The 16,737-nt window shown below is 36.9% G+C and carries 14 protein-coding genes and 1 tRNA gene; 3 read left to right on the top strand and 12 right to left on the bottom strand.

Going from position 1 to position 16,737, the window contains the following annotated elements:
• Nucleotides 1-64 precede the first annotated feature (64 nt).
• The 10 genes from J5J03_RS18405 to J5J03_RS18360 form a co-directional block, all read right to left on the bottom strand.
• Nucleotides 65-754, bottom strand: a complete 690-nt coding sequence (locus J5J03_RS18405) for a DUF4386 domain-containing protein (protein ID WP_208591696.1) — start codon at nt 752-754, stop codon at nt 65-67.
• Nucleotides 755-1,016: 262 nt separating this feature from the next.
• A tRNA-Ala gene (locus J5J03_RS18400) sits at nt 1,017-1,089 on the bottom strand.
• Nucleotides 1,090-1,138: 49 nt separating this feature from the next.
• Nucleotides 1,139-1,915 (bottom strand): ABC transporter permease, encoded by a 777-nt coding sequence (locus J5J03_RS18395; RefSeq protein WP_208591694.1) that lies wholly within the window; start codon nt 1,913-1,915, stop codon nt 1,139-1,141.
• Nucleotides 1,915-2,823, bottom strand: a complete 909-nt coding sequence (locus J5J03_RS18390; RefSeq protein ID WP_208591692.1) for an ABC transporter ATP-binding protein — start codon at nt 2,821-2,823, stop codon at nt 1,915-1,917. Before J5J03_RS18390 ends, J5J03_RS18395 begins: the two co-directional genes overlap by 1 nt.
• Nucleotides 2,824-3,009 (bottom strand): PLDc N-terminal domain-containing protein, encoded by a 186-nt coding sequence (locus tag J5J03_RS18385; protein ID WP_208591690.1) that lies wholly within the window; start codon nt 3,007-3,009, stop codon nt 2,824-2,826. It lies immediately after the preceding gene.
• 107 nt (nt 3,010-3,116) lie between these two features.
• The gene (locus J5J03_RS18380; protein ID WP_208591688.1) at nt 3,117-3,953 is read right to left on the bottom strand and encodes a dimethylarginine dimethylaminohydrolase family protein; all 837 of its coding nucleotides are present in this window, start codon (nt 3,951-3,953) and stop codon (nt 3,117-3,119) included.
• A gap of 495 nt (nt 3,954-4,448) precedes the next feature.
• Nucleotides 4,449-5,744 carry a DUF4179 domain-containing protein gene (locus tag J5J03_RS18375; RefSeq protein ID WP_208591687.1) on the bottom strand — a complete coding sequence of 432 codons (1,296 nt, stop codon included), beginning with the start codon at nt 5,742-5,744 and terminating at the stop codon, nt 4,449-4,451.
• A complete protein-coding gene (locus J5J03_RS18370; RefSeq protein WP_208591685.1) occupies nt 5,744-6,250 on the bottom strand; it encodes an RNA polymerase sigma factor in 507 nt (168 codons plus the stop codon). Before J5J03_RS18370 ends, J5J03_RS18375 begins: the two co-directional genes overlap by 1 nt.
• Nucleotides 6,251-6,476: 226 nt before the next feature.
• Nucleotides 6,477-6,977, bottom strand: coding sequence for a hypothetical protein (locus tag J5J03_RS18365; RefSeq protein ID WP_208591683.1), 501 nt, complete (start codon nt 6,975-6,977; stop codon nt 6,477-6,479).
• 119 nt (nt 6,978-7,096) lie between these two features.
• Nucleotides 7,097-9,223 carry an ATP-dependent Clp protease ATP-binding subunit gene (locus J5J03_RS18360; RefSeq protein WP_208591681.1) on the bottom strand — a complete coding sequence of 709 codons (2,127 nt, stop codon included), beginning with the start codon at nt 9,221-9,223 and terminating at the stop codon, nt 7,097-7,099.
• A gap of 552 nt (nt 9,224-9,775) precedes the next feature.
• Between J5J03_RS18360 and J5J03_RS18355 the strand changes: the two genes are divergently transcribed.
• A complete protein-coding gene (locus J5J03_RS18355) occupies nt 9,776-11,122 on the top strand; it encodes a hypothetical protein (RefSeq protein ID WP_208591679.1) in 1,347 nt (448 codons plus the stop codon).
• On the opposite strand, the gene J5J03_RS18350 is transcribed toward J5J03_RS18355, so the two are convergent.
• Nucleotides 11,119-11,997: a DNA-3-methyladenine glycosylase family protein gene (locus J5J03_RS18350; protein ID WP_231710822.1), complete on the bottom strand. Its 879-nt coding sequence runs from the start codon at nt 11,995-11,997 to the stop codon at nt 11,119-11,121. The genes J5J03_RS18355 and J5J03_RS18350 overlap by 4 nt on opposite strands.
• 79 nt (nt 11,998-12,076) lie before the next feature.
• On the opposite strand from J5J03_RS18350, the gene J5J03_RS18345 reads away from it, so the two are divergent.
• A complete protein-coding gene (locus J5J03_RS18345) occupies nt 12,077-13,600 on the top strand; it encodes a Ppx/GppA family phosphatase (protein ID WP_208591674.1) in 1,524 nt (507 codons plus the stop codon).
• Between the two features lie 96 nt (nt 13,601-13,696).
• Nucleotides 13,697-15,793, top strand: coding sequence for an RNA degradosome polyphosphate kinase (locus J5J03_RS18340; protein ID WP_208591672.1), 2,097 nt, complete (start codon nt 13,697-13,699; stop codon nt 15,791-15,793).
• 123 nt (nt 15,794-15,916) lie between these two features.
• Here J5J03_RS18340 and pdaA read toward each other — a convergent pair whose 3' ends face one another.
• Nucleotides 15,917-16,711 (bottom strand): delta-lactam-biosynthetic de-N-acetylase, encoded by a 795-nt coding sequence (pdaA, locus tag J5J03_RS18335; RefSeq protein WP_208591670.1) that lies wholly within the window; start codon nt 16,709-16,711, stop codon nt 15,917-15,919.
• Nucleotides 16,712-16,737: the final 26 nt, after the last annotated feature.

Below are 16,737 nucleotides of genomic sequence, written 5' to 3'. Positions count from 1 at the left end.
AAGAGCGGAAAATTGCAATTAAGTAGCCCTTGCTCACGCAAGGGCCCTGCTTACTGTATCCAAATTAGGATGGGAATCCTTTTCTACCTCTAATAAATAGCCAGATAATCAATAGCAGTTCTCCGATGAAAGTATACATTGATAATTCAAAGCTATAAGTTTCAAAGAGAATCAAGCCAAATGAATCAATGATATATCCTAACGCTGCAATGAGGATTAAAATTCCTAATAATTTTGGAAAATAAATGGACTTAATCATCATGTAACCAAGAACGAGCAAATGGAGACCAAAGATGATAAGAGCAGTATTCCATCCGTTGTTAAACGCATTAAAGTATAACATAGCCTGAGCACTTCGCTCTGCCTCTTCCCATCCAATTAAGAATTCGTCATCGGTCAATATTCTTAATGCGTTATAAAGCTGGTGCACAGCAACTCCAAACATACCTGCATACACAACTCGGAAGCTTGCTGCTAGCAAGGAGAGTGTATCATGAACTGGCTTAAAAACCGTATAGAGTGACCAAGCTACAATGACATCGAGGATCACTACAACGATAAGGCTGGCAATCGCACTGCGAAACACTCCTTCAGAACCCAAAACATTTACTGCTGTTTCTGTCGCTTCGTCAAATACTATTAAACTTTGGAACACAAATAAATAAGCGAAGGGGCCAAGCATGGCCATCATAAGCAAACTGAATGCCGCAATGCTAGCTGCCTTCTTCTGTGACGCTTGTTGTTCTATTATCATATACTCACATCCTTATGTTGTCTTTATTTATAGATTAGTTGACAACACGCTGATGTGTATAGACACTAAAGTGTTTTTTTATTTTCTGGACAACGAAGAAATGTTTACAGGAAAATCCACATACAGAAAAACTAAGACTGATACTATCAACAAGCAAAGTTTATACTTGATGATAGTAAAAGATAACAAACGCTACCTTCTTTCCTCTTATAGGAGATGGAAGGTAGCGTTAAAGCTAATACTAACAAGCATTTTAAATAGATGGAGCATAGCGGGCTCGAACCGCTGACCCTCGCGCTGCCAGCACGATGCTCTCCCAGCTGAGCTAATGCCCCGTATCTCATGATTCTATTATAATAAAAAAAGAGTCCGAATGCACGAACTCTAATCAGCCATTTCTTTCGTTTTTAAAATGAAATTAGATGCGACCAGTAATATGACTGACAATCCTAACGTAATGCCAGCCGCTCCCCATAAATCATTCGGGATTGCTCCTTCTGCCAGCATAGTTGTGATGTGCTCACTAATACTATTTGGAAACCATGGCATCCGGAAAGAAAAAATCTGATTAATCGCTGACATTGCCATAATCGTTATAAGCGACAATGTTAATACAAGTCCAGGTATTTTAACTACCGTATTATAAAGAAAAGTTAATGTCACTACAAAAATCAGCCAAATAAAATAAAACAAAAACAACCCGATGAATTGTGACGCACTTAGATCACCAAATAAAAGATTCACATAGTACCAGCTTGTTAACATACCAATCAAATAAGCTGTAAATACTAATAATAATTTCGCTGCCCATTTTGCAGAGATATAAGTAAAATAACTTACTGGTTTAACTAATACCAATTCAGCCACACCACTTTTTCTTTCACCTGCAATTACAGCCATTGAGATTGCCACAATGACAAGAACACCAAGCATACTAACTTCTGTCAAACTGAACATTATTGCCTCAGTTGGTCCTAATTCCGGTCCTTCAATCACGGTTCCTTCCGGCACACCACCAACCGCATCTAATATTTGCGGCAAATAATAGGTTGACAATGGATCCATAATACAAATGATAATGAACACAAGTGGTACCCAAACCCATTTGAAATTGCGCCAGTCTTCTAATAATTCCTTTTTAAAAATTGTGATCCATTGCATTATTTTTTCACCACTTTCATAAATAAATCTTCCAGTGTTGTCTTACTTAGCGCTAACTTCTCAAGCGGCCAATCCTCTTCTAGTACTTTCGTTAATATTTCTTTCCTGGCTAACTCGATATCTTCTACGACAACATGGACTTCTCCTTTTTCTTGAAAAACATCTTGTACCGATGAAAAAGCTTGGAGCGTTTCCAAATATGTAGCAGAATCACCACGTAATGCGATTTCAAACTTAGCGGATTGATGCCTTTGTCGTAATGCATCAATCGATCCTGATTCGAGTATTTCTCCTTGATGCATTAATAATAAATCATCACAAATTTCCTCTGCGTCTCCTAATATGTGTGTGGAAAAAAGGACCGTTGTTTGTGTTTTTAATTCCTCCATTAATGTTAATACTTCACGACGTCCAATCGGATCTAGTGAGGAAACTGGCTCATCCAGCATAAGTAGTTGTGGACTATGAATCATCGCTTGAGCTATCCCTAGACGTTGCTTCATCCCACCTGAATATTTACCGATTCGTTGATTACGAGATTCATAGATTGCTACTTTTTTGAGGAGTTGATCTGCTTTTTCTGATGCTTCTTGTTTTGTTAAATGTGCGAGCTGACCAACATAAACGAGAAATTCCTTCCCTGTCATCCATGGGTGAAAAACCGGATATTGCGGAAGATAGCCGATATATTTTCGAATATCTTCTCCTTTTTGTGATCCAGAAAAGTTAATGATTCCTGAAGTTGACTTCAACAACCCAGAGAGCATTCTTAATGTTGTTGTTTTACCCGCACCGTTCGGACCGAGCAGTGCAACACATCTGCCTTTTTCTAACTGAAAATCAAGACCTTTCACGATGGTTTTACCTTTAAACGCCTTTGTCAGTTTTTCGACTTCAATTACTGTCATTTAATATTGTCTCCTTCCAACAATAAAGAATAAAATCGGACCAATAAAACTAATTAAAATAATAATTGCTGCCCACATTGGCTTGGGGCCATTTGTTTGTTCTGTTTTTAAGAGGGCTATAATTGCGACAATCATTAATAAAAATTGAATAATAATTAACGGAGCAAGCATCATGAAAACATCCATTGCGTTCACCTCCTATAAGAGATACGTTACTTGTTAGGAAATAGTTTCAGATTATTTGTTAATTTATTGTAATAATAAAAAAAAGCATACCTGTAATGGCATGCTTGTCATGATGATTTCTCTCTCTCAATCGGAAGTGTACAACAGCGGAAGGAACCTCCAGATTTAATGATTTCAGAAAAAGGTACTTCAACCACTTCAAAGCCTTTTTCTGTTAACTGCTTATTCACCTGTTTATTTTCGGGCAATGAAATGATTTTACCCTCTCCGATTGAAAAAACATTGGTACCAAGTGTAAACTGTTCATCATCGCTGACTTCAATTAAATCATATTCATTGTGAAGTATGTTACGTTCCCTTTCATTAAATGCATCATTATAAATAAGTCCTACCTTATCACTGACAATATTAAAACAACAATCCAAATGCAAAATATCTTCACGAATCTCAACAGCAACGACTTCTTTATTTGGTAACTGTCTTTGCAAATCTTCAATCGCTTTTGTTGTGGTGCGAAGGCTTCTCCCTATATACACTTTCTCATTGGCAACAACCACATCCCCACCTTCAATGGAACGTGTCGTCAATGGAGTATAAGGCAAATTCTCATGGTCAAGGAATAGTTGTAAAACATCTATTTCAGGCTTTCTTATATTACGCCCCATCTCGCAAGTAAATAAGGTGTCCCCAGCCGCAAATCCAATATCTCTCGTAAAGACTTGTTCGTTCAGCTTAGAATCTGTCATTAGTTCGATCACTTCAATATTGAACTGCTTCAAAGTTTGGACAAAGCGTTCATGCTGCTCCATTGCGATTTTTACATCAATATTTTCATCTTCATAAAATTTTTGCGTTTCATTGATAACATTTTTGATTTCCATGTATTTGGGCGGACAGACAATCACTCTTTTTAAGCGATCATATTCATTTTGCTGAAAAATCATCGAGAAAAGCGCTCCCTTTTTTATTTATTATTATACCTAATTTATATTCATTCATTCTTAAGAAAAAAGTCTGTTACATGTTCTTACAGGTTCGTTTTACTGTGAAAAAGACCGTGTTAATCTTACTATAACTTAAAAAACAAGGCGGGAGGGTATTACTTTGAATAGTAAAAGAATGCAAAACCCTAACATTTTTACTTGTGTTATCTTGACGTTTAAGCTTATGTTTCAATAAAGTGAGACTATGATCAGGGTGTTCCTTGAAGCGGGGATCTTACAGACGGTTAGCACCGTGATAAATACTTATTAAGGAGGATCTTTTCATGAATCGTCCCAAAAGAAAAAATCCGAACTTGTTCACATGCATCATTTTAACATTTAAAGTCATGTTTCAGTAATCAAATGATTCATTCTTTCATACAGATAAAGTAATATCCTGATAATAAGCACGGTTGGTTCGTCAATAGACTGCCAATCGTGCTTTTTCTTTATAGATTAATTGAGCGGTATTGCCACTTTCTGCTCTATCCAGTTCGGATATCCACTTAATTTAATATCGATAATTCGTTCGTCGGTTTGGATTGCTTTTTTAAAGATACTTGTTTTTTGGTTTGATTGATGACTGAAACTTGATCTGATTTGCTCAATCCTGTTTCCATCCACGTCCAAGATCTCACCGAATGGGTTCATATGATAGTTTTCCATTTTATCCATTGAGATCGAGAGCCAGCCATTTTCATATGTTAGATCATAAAACATATCATATGGGTCATGAAGAATTTGCTCCTTTTCCAAATCAAAACGGAAATAATCTTCATCTCTTTTAACAGCCTGTATTTCAGAGAAAGTGAGCGATAATGATTCTGGCTGTTCAAAATAATTACTTTGCAAATAGACTTCATAGTTCTCATCCTCGATGGTTCCGCTTGCTGTCATACCATTTCGGATACCTGACCATTCTTCTCCTTTTTCATCAACAAGTGTAATATCATCAATAGAAAGTATTCGCATATCATTTTCAGGATCTGCATAGAGATTAACCGTTGTTCGGAGTGGTTGAATCATTACAGAATTTATATGGACCTTCTGACCTACTATCTTAACTGTTTCGTCCACCTGATACTGAATCGATTCTTTGGTATTTTCCGCATGAAAATCAATCGAAATAGTTTCCCTTAATTGATTGCCGACACCATTATCCAATGTTTCGACTCCAACTACTTCTGTTGTAAAGGTAAAGTCATCAAATGGGATCGGATCTTCTGTATAATATTCTATTGTTCCTTGTACTTCATTCTGTGGATGGTAGCTTTTAGAATGGTAAGTAAGTTCCTCTTCTTTATCATCGGTAATTTTACTATTTTCAAGGCGGACGCGTTCAAGGCCTTTATCACTAGAAATCGTATAAAAAAGTACCAGGCCATGCGCATCTCTAATTACTCCATCTAATGTTAATGTCAGATCCCCTTTTGTTACGGACTTATTGATCACTTGAAAGTAGTCATTCTCGATCGCTGCTTTCTGTCCTTTATCAAATTGAACGAGCTCGATCAATTTTTCCATTCCGGGGTACTTCGCTACTTGTGCGGCAAAGGTAGGAGATGCATTAATGATCGTTATAAATGATAGGAAGATAATGGCTACTGTTACAACTGGAGTAATCCCCCACCTTTTCCAAAATTGTTGCTTTGCTGCTTTTTGCATACCTGCCTCAATTGCTTGGTCCAACTCATGATCTCTTACTTCTAAAACATCATATTGCTTTTTCCACTCTTTCAGCTGCTTTTTCATCATAGCTCCCCTCCTTCGTCTACCAATTGACGTTTTAACTTTTCTAATGCACTGTAAACCCTAGTTTTTACAGTACTCTCTAATATCTTTAATTGCTCTGCCAATTCCGGAAATGTCATACCATGGAAATATTTGAAATAAATCAGTTCCTGATCCGCCTTTTTCAAATGATGAATCGCATCTTCAAGCCAAATACTCATCGAATTATCTACTGAGGCTTTGTTTTCAAGCTTGCGGTCATCTGTTAGTCGCTTGGATTTTTTCAAGACATCATTACAGTAATTAATCATGATCCGAATCAGCCATGTTTTGACATAACGAATGTCTCTTAGCTGCTTACGTTTTTTATAAGCACGAAAAGTTACTTCCTGTATCGCTTCTAATGCTTCTTCTTTATTTTTCAAAAAGGCCATCGCAGTGCGAAACAAATCTGCACGGTATGTAGTGATGATGTACACGAACGCATCATTGTTTTTGCGAAAATCCTTTTTGGTGACATCAGTCATTACACTACCCCCTTTTCTTTCTCTATCTTATCTATTAGACGCAGAGAAGTACAAAAAGTTTGGATGGATTAAAATTTTATGGCCACTTTCGGGAGTTTTATGGCCATTTTTCGTGATTATATGGCCACTTTTGAGTACTTTATGGCCACTTTCCATGGTTTTATGGCCACTTCTAATCTTTTTATGGCCACTTTCCGATTATGTAAACAAAAAAATCACCCCACATTTATGCGAGATGATTTTTATTCTTAGTTGTGAAGCTAATATAGATTGTTAAGAGCATACAAAGCAATAAAAGCGAATGAAAGATAACATGGAGTGTATTCGGGACAATTCCATTGATTTCCGGTAAAAATGAGTGTGTATCTCCAAACATTTGCTGGTATCTATCCACTCTTTCTTCTGCTCCATAACCAAAAAAGTATGGAATCCACCAATCTAAAAGTGCTCCAACAAAAATAAAAGATTGATGAATAATTAACCAGAGCCTAATCCAGATTGGATACCTCTTGCCAATAAATATTAATACAATACTTAGTAAGATTAAAATTTGGACAGCACCTATTAAGGTAACAGTCAATATTTCATTGAAACTACGATCGACCGAAATAGCATCAACATCATTAAGTGGACCAAGCGGAACTAAATCTTGAACAATCATAAAAATAAGAATTAAACTCAAGCCTAAGACTAGCAACTTTTCTGCAGTTCGAATTTCTCTTTTCAACTCTTTCCCCCCCACAAGTGTAACTTTAGGCCTAGTAGGAATCTTTTGTAAAAGAGAGGCAATACATTTTAAATAATTTTATCAAAACTTTACGTAAAGAAAAAAGCACTAGCTAAATACTAGCTAGCGCTCTTCTTCACAACGATATCTTCGTTTTCAAATACGATCTCTATTTGTTTTACATCCTCTTCTTCCAAGACAAGGTCTGTGATGCCGTCTTCTACTTTATCCTGGATAACACGACGTAATGGACGTGCACCGAAGCGAGGATCATAGCCTTTATCAGCTAGAAATTTCTTCGCCTCATCACTTACGGTTATTGCAAGATCAGATTCTTCTAATTGTTCGCTTAATTCTGCGATCATAAGGTCTACAATTTCGAGTAGATCTTCTTGCTCTAATTCATTGAATGGAATAATCGCATCAAAACGGTTCAAGAATTCTGGTTTGAAATAGCTGCTTAAGTTTTCTAGTGTTGAAACAGCTTCATTGTTGTCGCTGTTGAAGCCAACCGTAATTTTCTTCACCCCAGTACCAGCATTACTTGTCATGATAATCACAGAGTCTTTAAAACTTACCGTTCTGCCATGACTATCAGTTAGCTGACCATCTTCCATGATTTGCAGGAACATGTTCTGTACATCTGGGTGTGCTTTTTCGATTTCGTCTAATAGAATCAAACTGTAAGGATTGTGACGAACTTTTTCTGTTAATTGTCCTGCTTCTTCATGACCTACATATCCTGGAGGTGAACCGATAATTTTAGATACGGCATGTTTCTCCATATATTCGCTCATATCAAGACGAATCATCGCATCTTTTGTACCGAACAGTTCTTCTGCTAGTGCCTTGGTTAGTTCTGTTTTACCGACACCAGTTGGTCCAACAAAAAGGAAGGAACCAATCGGACGATGTTTAGGTTTCAAACCAGCACGGCTGCGACGAACCGCTTTGGCTACTTTATCAACAGCAACTTGTTGGCCAATTACTTTTTGGCTTAAGTTGTCCGCTAAGTTTTTCATTTTGGATTGTTCGTCTGCCTGGATTTTACGAACCGGGATTCCGGTTTTCTCTTCAATGATTAATTGAATGTCTTCGACTGTTACTTCTGCTTTTGGAGCTTCTTTTGTTTCTGCTAATTTTTTCTCAAGTTTGATCTCTTGATGTCTTAAGTTAGCTGCACGTTCATAGTCTTCTTTTTCAGCAGCCTCCATTTTTTCTTTGCTGATTTCATCAAGACGTTTCTGTAACGCTTCGTGATCTGACTCACTTACATCTAGGTTGAGACGTGCACCTGCTTCATCAATTAAATCAATGGCTTTGTCTGGTAAGAAGCGGTCCTGAATATAACGTTTAGACAATGTAACCGCAGCACGTAAGACTTCATCAGAATAGCTTACTTGATGATATTTTTCATAGCGTTCTTTTAATCCTTGCAGAATTTGCTCTGCTTCATCTAATGATGGCTCTTTGACCATAATTGGCTGGAAACGACGCTCTAATGCTGCGTCCTTTTCAATTTGGCGGTACTCTTTTAATGTCGTCGCACCGATTAATTGTAATTCACCTCGTGCCAATGCTGGTTTTAAGATGTTTCCGGCATCCATTTGAGAACCTTCTGTCGTTCCTGCACCTACAAGCAAGTGAATCTCATCAACAAAAAGGATAACATTTTGACGTTCTTGTAGTTCCGTTACTAATTGTTTCATTCTCTCTTCAAATTGACCGCGTATTCCAGTATTAGCGACTAATGATGCAACATCCAGGATATAAATTTCTTTGTCCAACAGTTTAGTTGGCACGTTTCCTTCTGTTACTTTTAATGCTAATCCTTCTGCGATTGCCGTCTTACCAACACCAGGTTCCCCGATTAAAACTGGGTTATTTTTGTTGCGACGGTTTAAGGTTTCAATGACACGTTTAACCTCTTGGTCACGTCCGATGACGGGATCAATCAATCCTGCTCTTGCAGCGTCTGTTAGGTTTTTGCCTAATTGATCTAGCAGACCATTACCTTTTCCACCCTGTCTTGATTGTGTTTTAGCATGTGCTTGGTTGGAACCATTTGCTCCTCCGGAAAAGAAATTTTCAAAGTCTTGTCCCCCAAACATACCAGATGGATTTTTCATTTGATTTTTTATATCTTGAAAGCATGATTCACAAACATGTAAAGATTCGGTTTGATCATTAAATCGAAGGTTTACATTTATCGTTGCTTGATGAATACCACATTGTTGGCATTTCATTTGTTATTCCTCCTTCAATTTTTTATATAGTGAGACTATGATCAGCGTGGGGGGAATGACCCCACTGATCATTAGCGAAACTTATCAGGGTGTTAGCGTCTGTTAACTCACTCTTATCTTCTTTGTTTTACTTGAAGCTTGAAGTGGTAGGCTTACAGACGTTAAGGTCAATTTTGACTTTGACTATATTTGACCTTTCTTGTCTACTATTATAATCTGACCTTTTTTGACTTTCAAGATCTTTGCTCAAAAAAATTTTAAACAAATAAAAAACAACCCACAAAAGTAGATTGCACGCTTTCTCTATATGTTTTTATATCACAACACCAAAAGGTATAAACACAAGCAATAAAGCTAAGAGTATCGACCATAAAACTTCTTTTATCACAGATATCCTCCTAGTAAGCTTTTCGTTCATCGTATCATATTTCGAGACAACTGCTTATACTTTGCAAGGAAACATTACAAAGAATTTACAATCACAACATTCTTTTGCCTTCAGATTATTTATGCTACACTAGAGGTAACCCGTAAGGAAAAGGAGTTGTTTCATTGATGACAACCATCCAGCTAATGCATAATAAAAAGACAATGCGTTTTGAAGTAGTACAATTGACCGTATATAAACAAGCAAAAATCGTAGAAGCTACCGGTCAAAAAAATCAATCATATTATTTATTTTTTTACAAAGACCGCTATATTAACGCAAAGAAAACGACTTCTATAAGACTACAATCCTTTCTAAAAAATGCTCTCCAATATGGATATACATTCACTGCTGATCATCCATTAACAAAAGCACTGCTCAATGAAGAAAATGCTTATCGCCTTACTTCCAATAATCAAATGGTACAAAAACTAACCAACAAATACAACGAAATAGAAATGCTCTATGTACTGGCGATGTTCGATAACTATGTCAATGAAAAGAAGATCCAGGCACTCTGCAAGAAGACATTTTACAATTACCGAAGGAATGGCCAGTTAAAGAAAGCATTCCGAATTCTTGTCAACTATGGGCAAGTACGCCCAAACGACACGTTCGCCAAAGATATGCTGCATCATTTTGACTTCCAAAAATATAAAGACCAATACCAAAACCTTGATCAACTTACAATAGAATGGTCAGATCCTCTTTATTTAGAATCCGTTTATTTCGAGCAGAATTTCCCTGACACTGTCATAAAATCTATTATCGAGCAATATCATATAGATAATCGAAAATTTGATCAGCTTTGCCTCTTTTACATGAAGTGTTCATCCCTACAAGCAGTAGCAAAAATGGATGAGTTAGCCCAAGAATTGCTTACTAAACAAGATCAAATTCGCTTATGGGAACAATTATTACTAGAATATCCTAAACCAAAAGAAATCATTGAAAAGCTCGTAAAACTGAATGGTTATCAAGCAATTTTAAGGTATTACGTTCACCATAATGAAGCGATTGAAGATCATGACCTGTTCGAAAAGGCTATTGACTCAGTTTCTAGTGAGCAATTAGCAAAGGATTATCAACCTTTATTACAAACTTTACTGACCTTATACAAAGAGGATGCTGCACAACTGGAGAGAGTTCTCCATTTAACCATCAAAAAGCTGTTACAGCATCTGCCTTTAAATGAAATCATCACATCACTACAAGATACAGAGCTACCAATTATGCAGAAACTAAAGAAAATGAAAAAGTTAACAGATAATCCAGACCAGCAATTTGCCTTAGGTGAAATCTACTTTGATCTGGAACAGTATGACCAAGCAATTGCTTGTTTCGAATGGGAAATGGAATTAACGCCAGATGACCCTGCACCAATTCAATACCTTTACAAAAGCTATTTAGCAAAAGGAGATAAGGAACAAGCAAACACCTATAAACAATTAATGGTCAACATACCTTCTTAGCCCTCTTCAATACTGCGCCATAACGTCATGGCAGCGTAAGAACGGTAAGGTTTCCAAGCTTGATTCCATTCATCAAGCTTGGCTGCAGTTGGCTTAGTTTCCAGGCCAAAATAAAGTTTTAATGCATTTTGAATGCCAATATCACTTGATGGAAAAAGGTCCTGTCTACCCAGTGAGAACATCAACCAATTTTGTACAGTCCATGCGCCAATTCCGCGGATTTTGGTTAATTGTTGCATCACTTCTTGATCGCTTTTGTCATAAAATGACGTTAGATTGAGCTCTTTTGCGACGATTTTCTTCGCGGTATCAATGACATATTCTGCTTTTCGCCTACTAAATTGCATATCTTGCAGCTCCTGATAAGGAATGATTGCTACCTTATCAGGTGTCGGATAAAACCAGACACCGTCTATTTGCTCGCCATAGGTTGTCACAAATCTTGCGGTTAACGTTTGGGCAAACGCCATATTTAGTTGCTGATGAATAATCGTTTTAACCAAATTACTAAATGGATCAAATTCTCGAATCAATGGTGTTGCTGGATAGGCTTCAAACAAGCCTGCTAAATCAGTTTCGGTAAAAAACTGCTGAATCATTTGTAAATCCTGATCCCAAGCAAATATATCAGCTATTTGGACAAGCAACTCATTCTTCCTTGCTGTGTCTTGTCCTTCTATTAAAAAGCTTGGTTTTGCTGTTGTGCCAGTTGCTGTCACGGTTACCACATGTTTTTCCTGATCGGTTCTTAATGGCACTAACACAGATCGCTTCTTGAAATCGACATAATTCAACTTATCCATCTCTAACCGAAATAGAAGATAATCAAAATCATAAGGCATTCCAAGTTCTATTTTTTCTTGCCACACTAGCATAACTCCTTCCAATATTTCAGAGTTTTCACTCTATTATGGTACAATATAGAAAAATTCACAACAATAATAGGGTGATAACATGCAAAAACAATATTACGCCATCATCGACATAGGTTCTAACACAATGCGACTAGTAATCTATTTAAGAGAAAAAGGCGGCAGATTAAAAGAAGTAGAAAATGTCAAAGCAGTTGCCAGACTACGTACATTTTTGGAAACAGATAATACGTTAAATTCGGCTGGTATCAAACGATTAATTACGACACTTCAGAGCTTTCAAGATGTATTAGCAACATATGAGTTACAAGAGACCGTTTGTGTCGCGACTGCGACGATCAGACAGGCAGAGAATCAAGAGGATATTTTGATCCAAGTAGAAAAACAAACAAGCATGACAATGCGGATTTTATCAGAAGAAGAGGAAGCCTATTACGGCTATTTAGCAGTTGTCAATTCCACCTCTATTGAAACAGGCATTACCGTTGATATTGGTGGTGGCAGTACGGAGGTTACTTATTTTGAAAATCGAGAATTAATTGAGTCACATAGTTTTCCCTTTGGTGCTTTAACCTTAAAAGAATTCTTTGCTAAGGAAATTCCTACTCGCGAGGAATTGCAAGCATTGCGAGATTATTTAGCAGATCAATTTACCACATTACCATGGTTACGTAATCGGGAAGTCCCATTGATAGCTATCGGGGGAAGTGCTCGGAACCTTGTGCAAATCGATCAAAACCTGAAGGATTATCCGCTTGCCGGCCTCCATCAATACAAAATGTATGATACGGACATCATCCATGTTAGTAACTATTTAACGTCACTTAAGCCAGAAAAGTTACCAAAAGTTGAAGGATTATCAAAAGACCGGGCAGATATTATTATACCTGCAATTGAAGTGTTCCACAGTTTATATAAAATGATTCAGGCAGACTGTTTTATTTTAAGTCGAAAAGGTCTGCGTGACGGTATCTTCTATGAGCAACTATCAAAGGAGATGGGATCTATCCTTTTTCCAAATGTGTTAGAGGATAGTATTCAAGAGCTGATCAATGATTTTGACCTAGATCCAAAACAAATTTTACACGTCCAATATCTTACACGTATACTTTTTGATTATTTAAAAGAAAATGGTCTTCTGCATTTAACGAAAAAAGATTGGACATTATTAAAAAGAGCAAGCTATTTATGCCATCTCGGAGAATATATCGATGCTGAATCAAGTGCACAGCACACCTTTTACTTACTAGCTAATCGAACAATCGATGGGTTAATGCACAAGGACCGCCTGCAACTGGCATTAATTGCTTCCTATAAAAACAAAACGATATTTAAACAATTTATCAAGCCTTATAAAAAATGGTTTCTAAAAGAAGAACAAAAAAAGCTGCGTCATTTAGGAGCGCTATTGAAATTTAGTTATTGTTTAGATGCTACCAAGCGTCAGGTTGTCAAACAAATGACTTGTGACAACAACAATGATACCTTGACGATAACGTTACATTGTGATGGTGACACAAAGCCTGAAGAGTATCAATCTGAGAAACAAAAGAAACATGTGGAGAAGGCGATTAAAAAAGATGTTGAGTTGAAATTTGTATTGTAAAGCATGAATTTACAAAATATTTACATTTCATTAACAAAATATTAGTTGTGAAACGTTATGATAATGGTAGAGATTGTCGAAAAAGGATGATGATTGATGTCAACTGTCAAACAAGAGAAGAATTTAGAACTACCAGCTTATTATAACAACCGTGAATTAAGTTGGCTTTCCTTTAATAAACGAGTACTTGAAGAAGCAGATGATGAAACGAATCCTTTATTAGAGAGATTACGTTTCCTTGCCATCTTTTCTTCTAATTTAGATGAATTTTTCATGGTACGAGTTGCCGGTTTAAAAGACCAAGTAAAAGCCGGTTTCAATCGCCCGGATAATAAATCTGGATTAACGCCGAAACAACAATTATCGAGAATTTCTAGCTTTAACCATGAACTTGTTGAACAACAATATGATTTATATAAAGAGCTATTACCAAAGCTAAAGAAAGAACGAATTTACATTGTAGATATGGAGGACTTAAACTCGCAAGAAATCAATCGATTGGAGAATTACTTTGAGGAAGAAATTTTCCCGGTATTAACTCCAATGGCGATTGATGCGTATCGAGCTTTCCCGATGTTATTAAATAAATCGATAAACCTCGCTGTACAGATTGAAGATGTTTATGATTTGGAGCATCAGCAAATAAAAACTGCGATTGTTCAAGTTCCCGCTTTATTGGACCGATTCATTGCAATCGGTGATAATCAACAATATATACTGCTAGAGGATTTGATTCGTTATTTTATTCATAAATTTTTCACTGGTTATCAAGTACTGTCTACCACCACTTTTCGTATCACACGAAATGCTGATATGACCATTCATGAAGAAGGTGCGCGTGACCTTTTGAAAGAAATTGAGAAGGAATTAAAGAAAAGAAAATGGGGAGCTGCTGTCCGCTTAGAGGTAGATGCACGTGAAAATAACCCCGATATGGTTGAATTTCTACTTCATGTGCTTGAGATTCATAAAAAAGACTTATATATCATCAATGGACCGCTTGACCTGACATTTTTACAGGATTTCTATGGTCATGTAAAAAAAGAATACGAGCATTTAGTATATGAAACGTTAATCCCTCAACCTGCCCAGGATATTCATGAGGATGAAAATGTCTTTGAGGCTGTGAGAAAAAGAGATTTATTTTTACACCATCCATATGAATCATTTGAGCCAATTGTGGATTTAATTCGTGATGCCGCGGATGACCCAGAAGTATTAGCGATTAAGCAAACATTGTATCGTGTCAGTGGTGGTTCCCCGATCATAGCAGGATTAAAACGAGCTGCCGAAAACGGAAAACAAGTTACCGTTCTAGTCGAATTAAAGGCACGGTTTGATGAAGAAAATAATGTCCAATGGGCAAAGGAATTAGAAAAAGCAGGCTGTCATGTTATTTATGGTATGATTTCATTAAAAACACACAGCAAAATCACACTTATTGTCCGTAAGACAGCAGGAGGAATTGAACGCATTGTTCATCTGGGAACAGGTAATTACAATGACCAAACGGCGAAATTTTATACCGATATGTCCTATCTCACGACTAAACGAAAATTCGGTGTAGATGCGACTAATTTTTTCAATTATTTAAGTGGTTATACCGAGAAGCCGACTTACCATCATTTATCGATGTCACCGTTTGATATCCGCAACGATCTCATGAATTATATTGATAAGGAAATCGAATTTCATAAACGTCATGGAAATGGCCGGATTATCGCTAAGATGAATTCCTTAACGGATAAACCATTGATTCAAAAATTTTATCAAGCGTCTCAGGCTGGAGTAAAAATCAATCTAATCATTCGAGGGATTTGCTGTTTACGTCCGGGAATCTCTGGTGTCAGTGATAATATCCAGGTTCAAAGTGTTGTAGGCAGGTTTTTAGAACATAGTCGTATTTACTATTTCCATCATAATGGGGAAGAGAAAATATTCTTATCTTCTGCTGATTTAATGACAAGAAACATGGTCAAACGTGTGGAATTAATGTTCCCGATTTTTGAAGGAAGAATCAAATCAAGAATTCTTTCCATTCTTGACATTACGCTGAAGGACACTGCCAAGGCAAGAGTCCAAGCACATGATGGTAGTTATTCACGTGTCAGATATCAAACAAGCGGTACTTTACTGGATAGCCAACTAATGTTATTCGATATGGCCTATAATGTGTTAGAAGATGAGGAATAAACGAACCCCCGTTTGGATAAATCAAACGGGGGTCGTTTAAAATCGGGCACTTTTTTTCATATATCGGGCGCTTTCTGTCGTATATCGGGCACTTTTGAATGGATATCGGGCGCTTTTTCCCCTTTATCGGGCACTTTTAGTGAATCCGATTAGTTCCTCAGGAAGCAACTGTTTTAACATGAGATCATCTAAACTTTTGAATTGGTATCCTTGTTCGCGCAAGTCTTCAATCAAATGTTCCAATGCATCAGCATTATCCTGAGAGACTGTGTGCATCAAGATGATTGCTCCTGGATGAATCTGATTCATCACTTGTTCGTAGGCATGCTTCCATCCTTTTTCTGATCCTTTGTTCCAATCGACAAAAGCCAGAGACCAAAATATATGGGTATAGCCTAGTTCATTTGCCCAGCTTAAGGAATCTTCGTTGAATGTTCCACTTGGAGCACGTATATATTGGACCACAGCTTCATCATCTATTTTTTTAATGTTCTTGGTTAATTTCGTAACATCTTTGGTAAACGTCTCCTTCGATACCTCTGTAAAGTCAAGGTGATCGTAAGAATGGTTACCAATGATATGACCATCTGCCAACATACGACGAACTAGTTCAGGTTGATCATCGACATAATGACCAGTTAAGAAAAAGGTTGCTGGTACTTCTTTTTCTTTCAATACATTTAAAATTTGCTCGGTGAAACCAGCTTCATAACCATTATCAAACGTTAAATAAACATGTTTATCACCAGATGGATCCATGTAATAGCTTTGATGCTTTTCTAATATTTGCTTGTACATACCTACGTCCGGCGGTTGTTGATTGGAACCTTTTTTATATCCCCAACCATAGCTGACAGCTCCTATTTCCATAGGGATAACCAGCAAGAACAACATCACCATTACGATTATTTTTTTCATATGATCACCTTTTTTATTTTTAGTTT

Source organism: Gracilibacillus suaedae, from assembly GCF_017599345.1.
Lineage (GTDB): Bacteria > Bacillota > Bacilli > Bacillales > Amphibacillaceae > Gracilibacillus > Gracilibacillus suaedae.
This window is presented reverse-complemented; position numbering and strand designations above follow the sequence as displayed.

Bases quoted from the DNA above. Each gene is read 5' to 3' on its own strand.
- J5J03_RS18385 (WP_208591690.1), bottom strand. From the start codon at position 3,009: ATGGATGTTTTCATGATGCTTGCTCCGTTAATTATTATTCAATTTTTA.
- J5J03_RS18370 (WP_208591685.1), bottom strand. From the start codon at position 6,250: ATGACTGATGTCACCAAAAAGGATTTTCGCAAAAACAATGATGCGTTC.
- J5J03_RS18340 (WP_208591672.1), top strand. From the start codon at position 13,697: ATGTCAACTGTCAAACAAGAGAAGAATTTAGAACTACCAGCTTATTAT.
- J5J03_RS18395 (WP_208591694.1), bottom strand. From the start codon at position 1,915: ATGCAATGGATCACAATTTTTAAAAAGGAATTATTAGAAGACTGGCGC.
- J5J03_RS18350 (WP_231710822.1), bottom strand. From the start codon at position 11,997: ATGCTAGTGTGGCAAGAAAAAATAGAACTTGGAATGCCTTATGATTTT.
- J5J03_RS18360 (WP_208591681.1), bottom strand. From the start codon at position 9,223: ATGAAATGCCAACAATGTGGTATTCATCAAGCAACGATAAATGTAAAC.
- J5J03_RS18405 (WP_208591696.1), bottom strand. From the start codon at position 754: ATGATAATAGAACAACAAGCGTCACAGAAGAAGGCAGCTAGCATTGCG.
- J5J03_RS18375 (WP_208591687.1), bottom strand. From the start codon at position 5,744: ATGAAAAAGCAGCTGAAAGAGTGGAAAAAGCAATATGATGTTTTAGAA.
- pdaA (WP_208591670.1), bottom strand. From the start codon at position 16,711: ATGAAAAAAATAATCGTAATGGTGATGTTGTTCTTGCTGGTTATCCCT.
- J5J03_RS18380 (WP_208591688.1), bottom strand. From the start codon at position 3,953: ATGATTTTTCAGCAAAATGAATATGATCGCTTAAAAAGAGTGATTGTC.
- J5J03_RS18390 (WP_208591692.1), bottom strand. From the start codon at position 2,823: ATGACAGTAATTGAAGTCGAAAAACTGACAAAGGCGTTTAAAGGTAAA.
- J5J03_RS18345 (WP_208591674.1), top strand. From the start codon at position 12,077: ATGCAAAAACAATATTACGCCATCATCGACATAGGTTCTAACACAATG.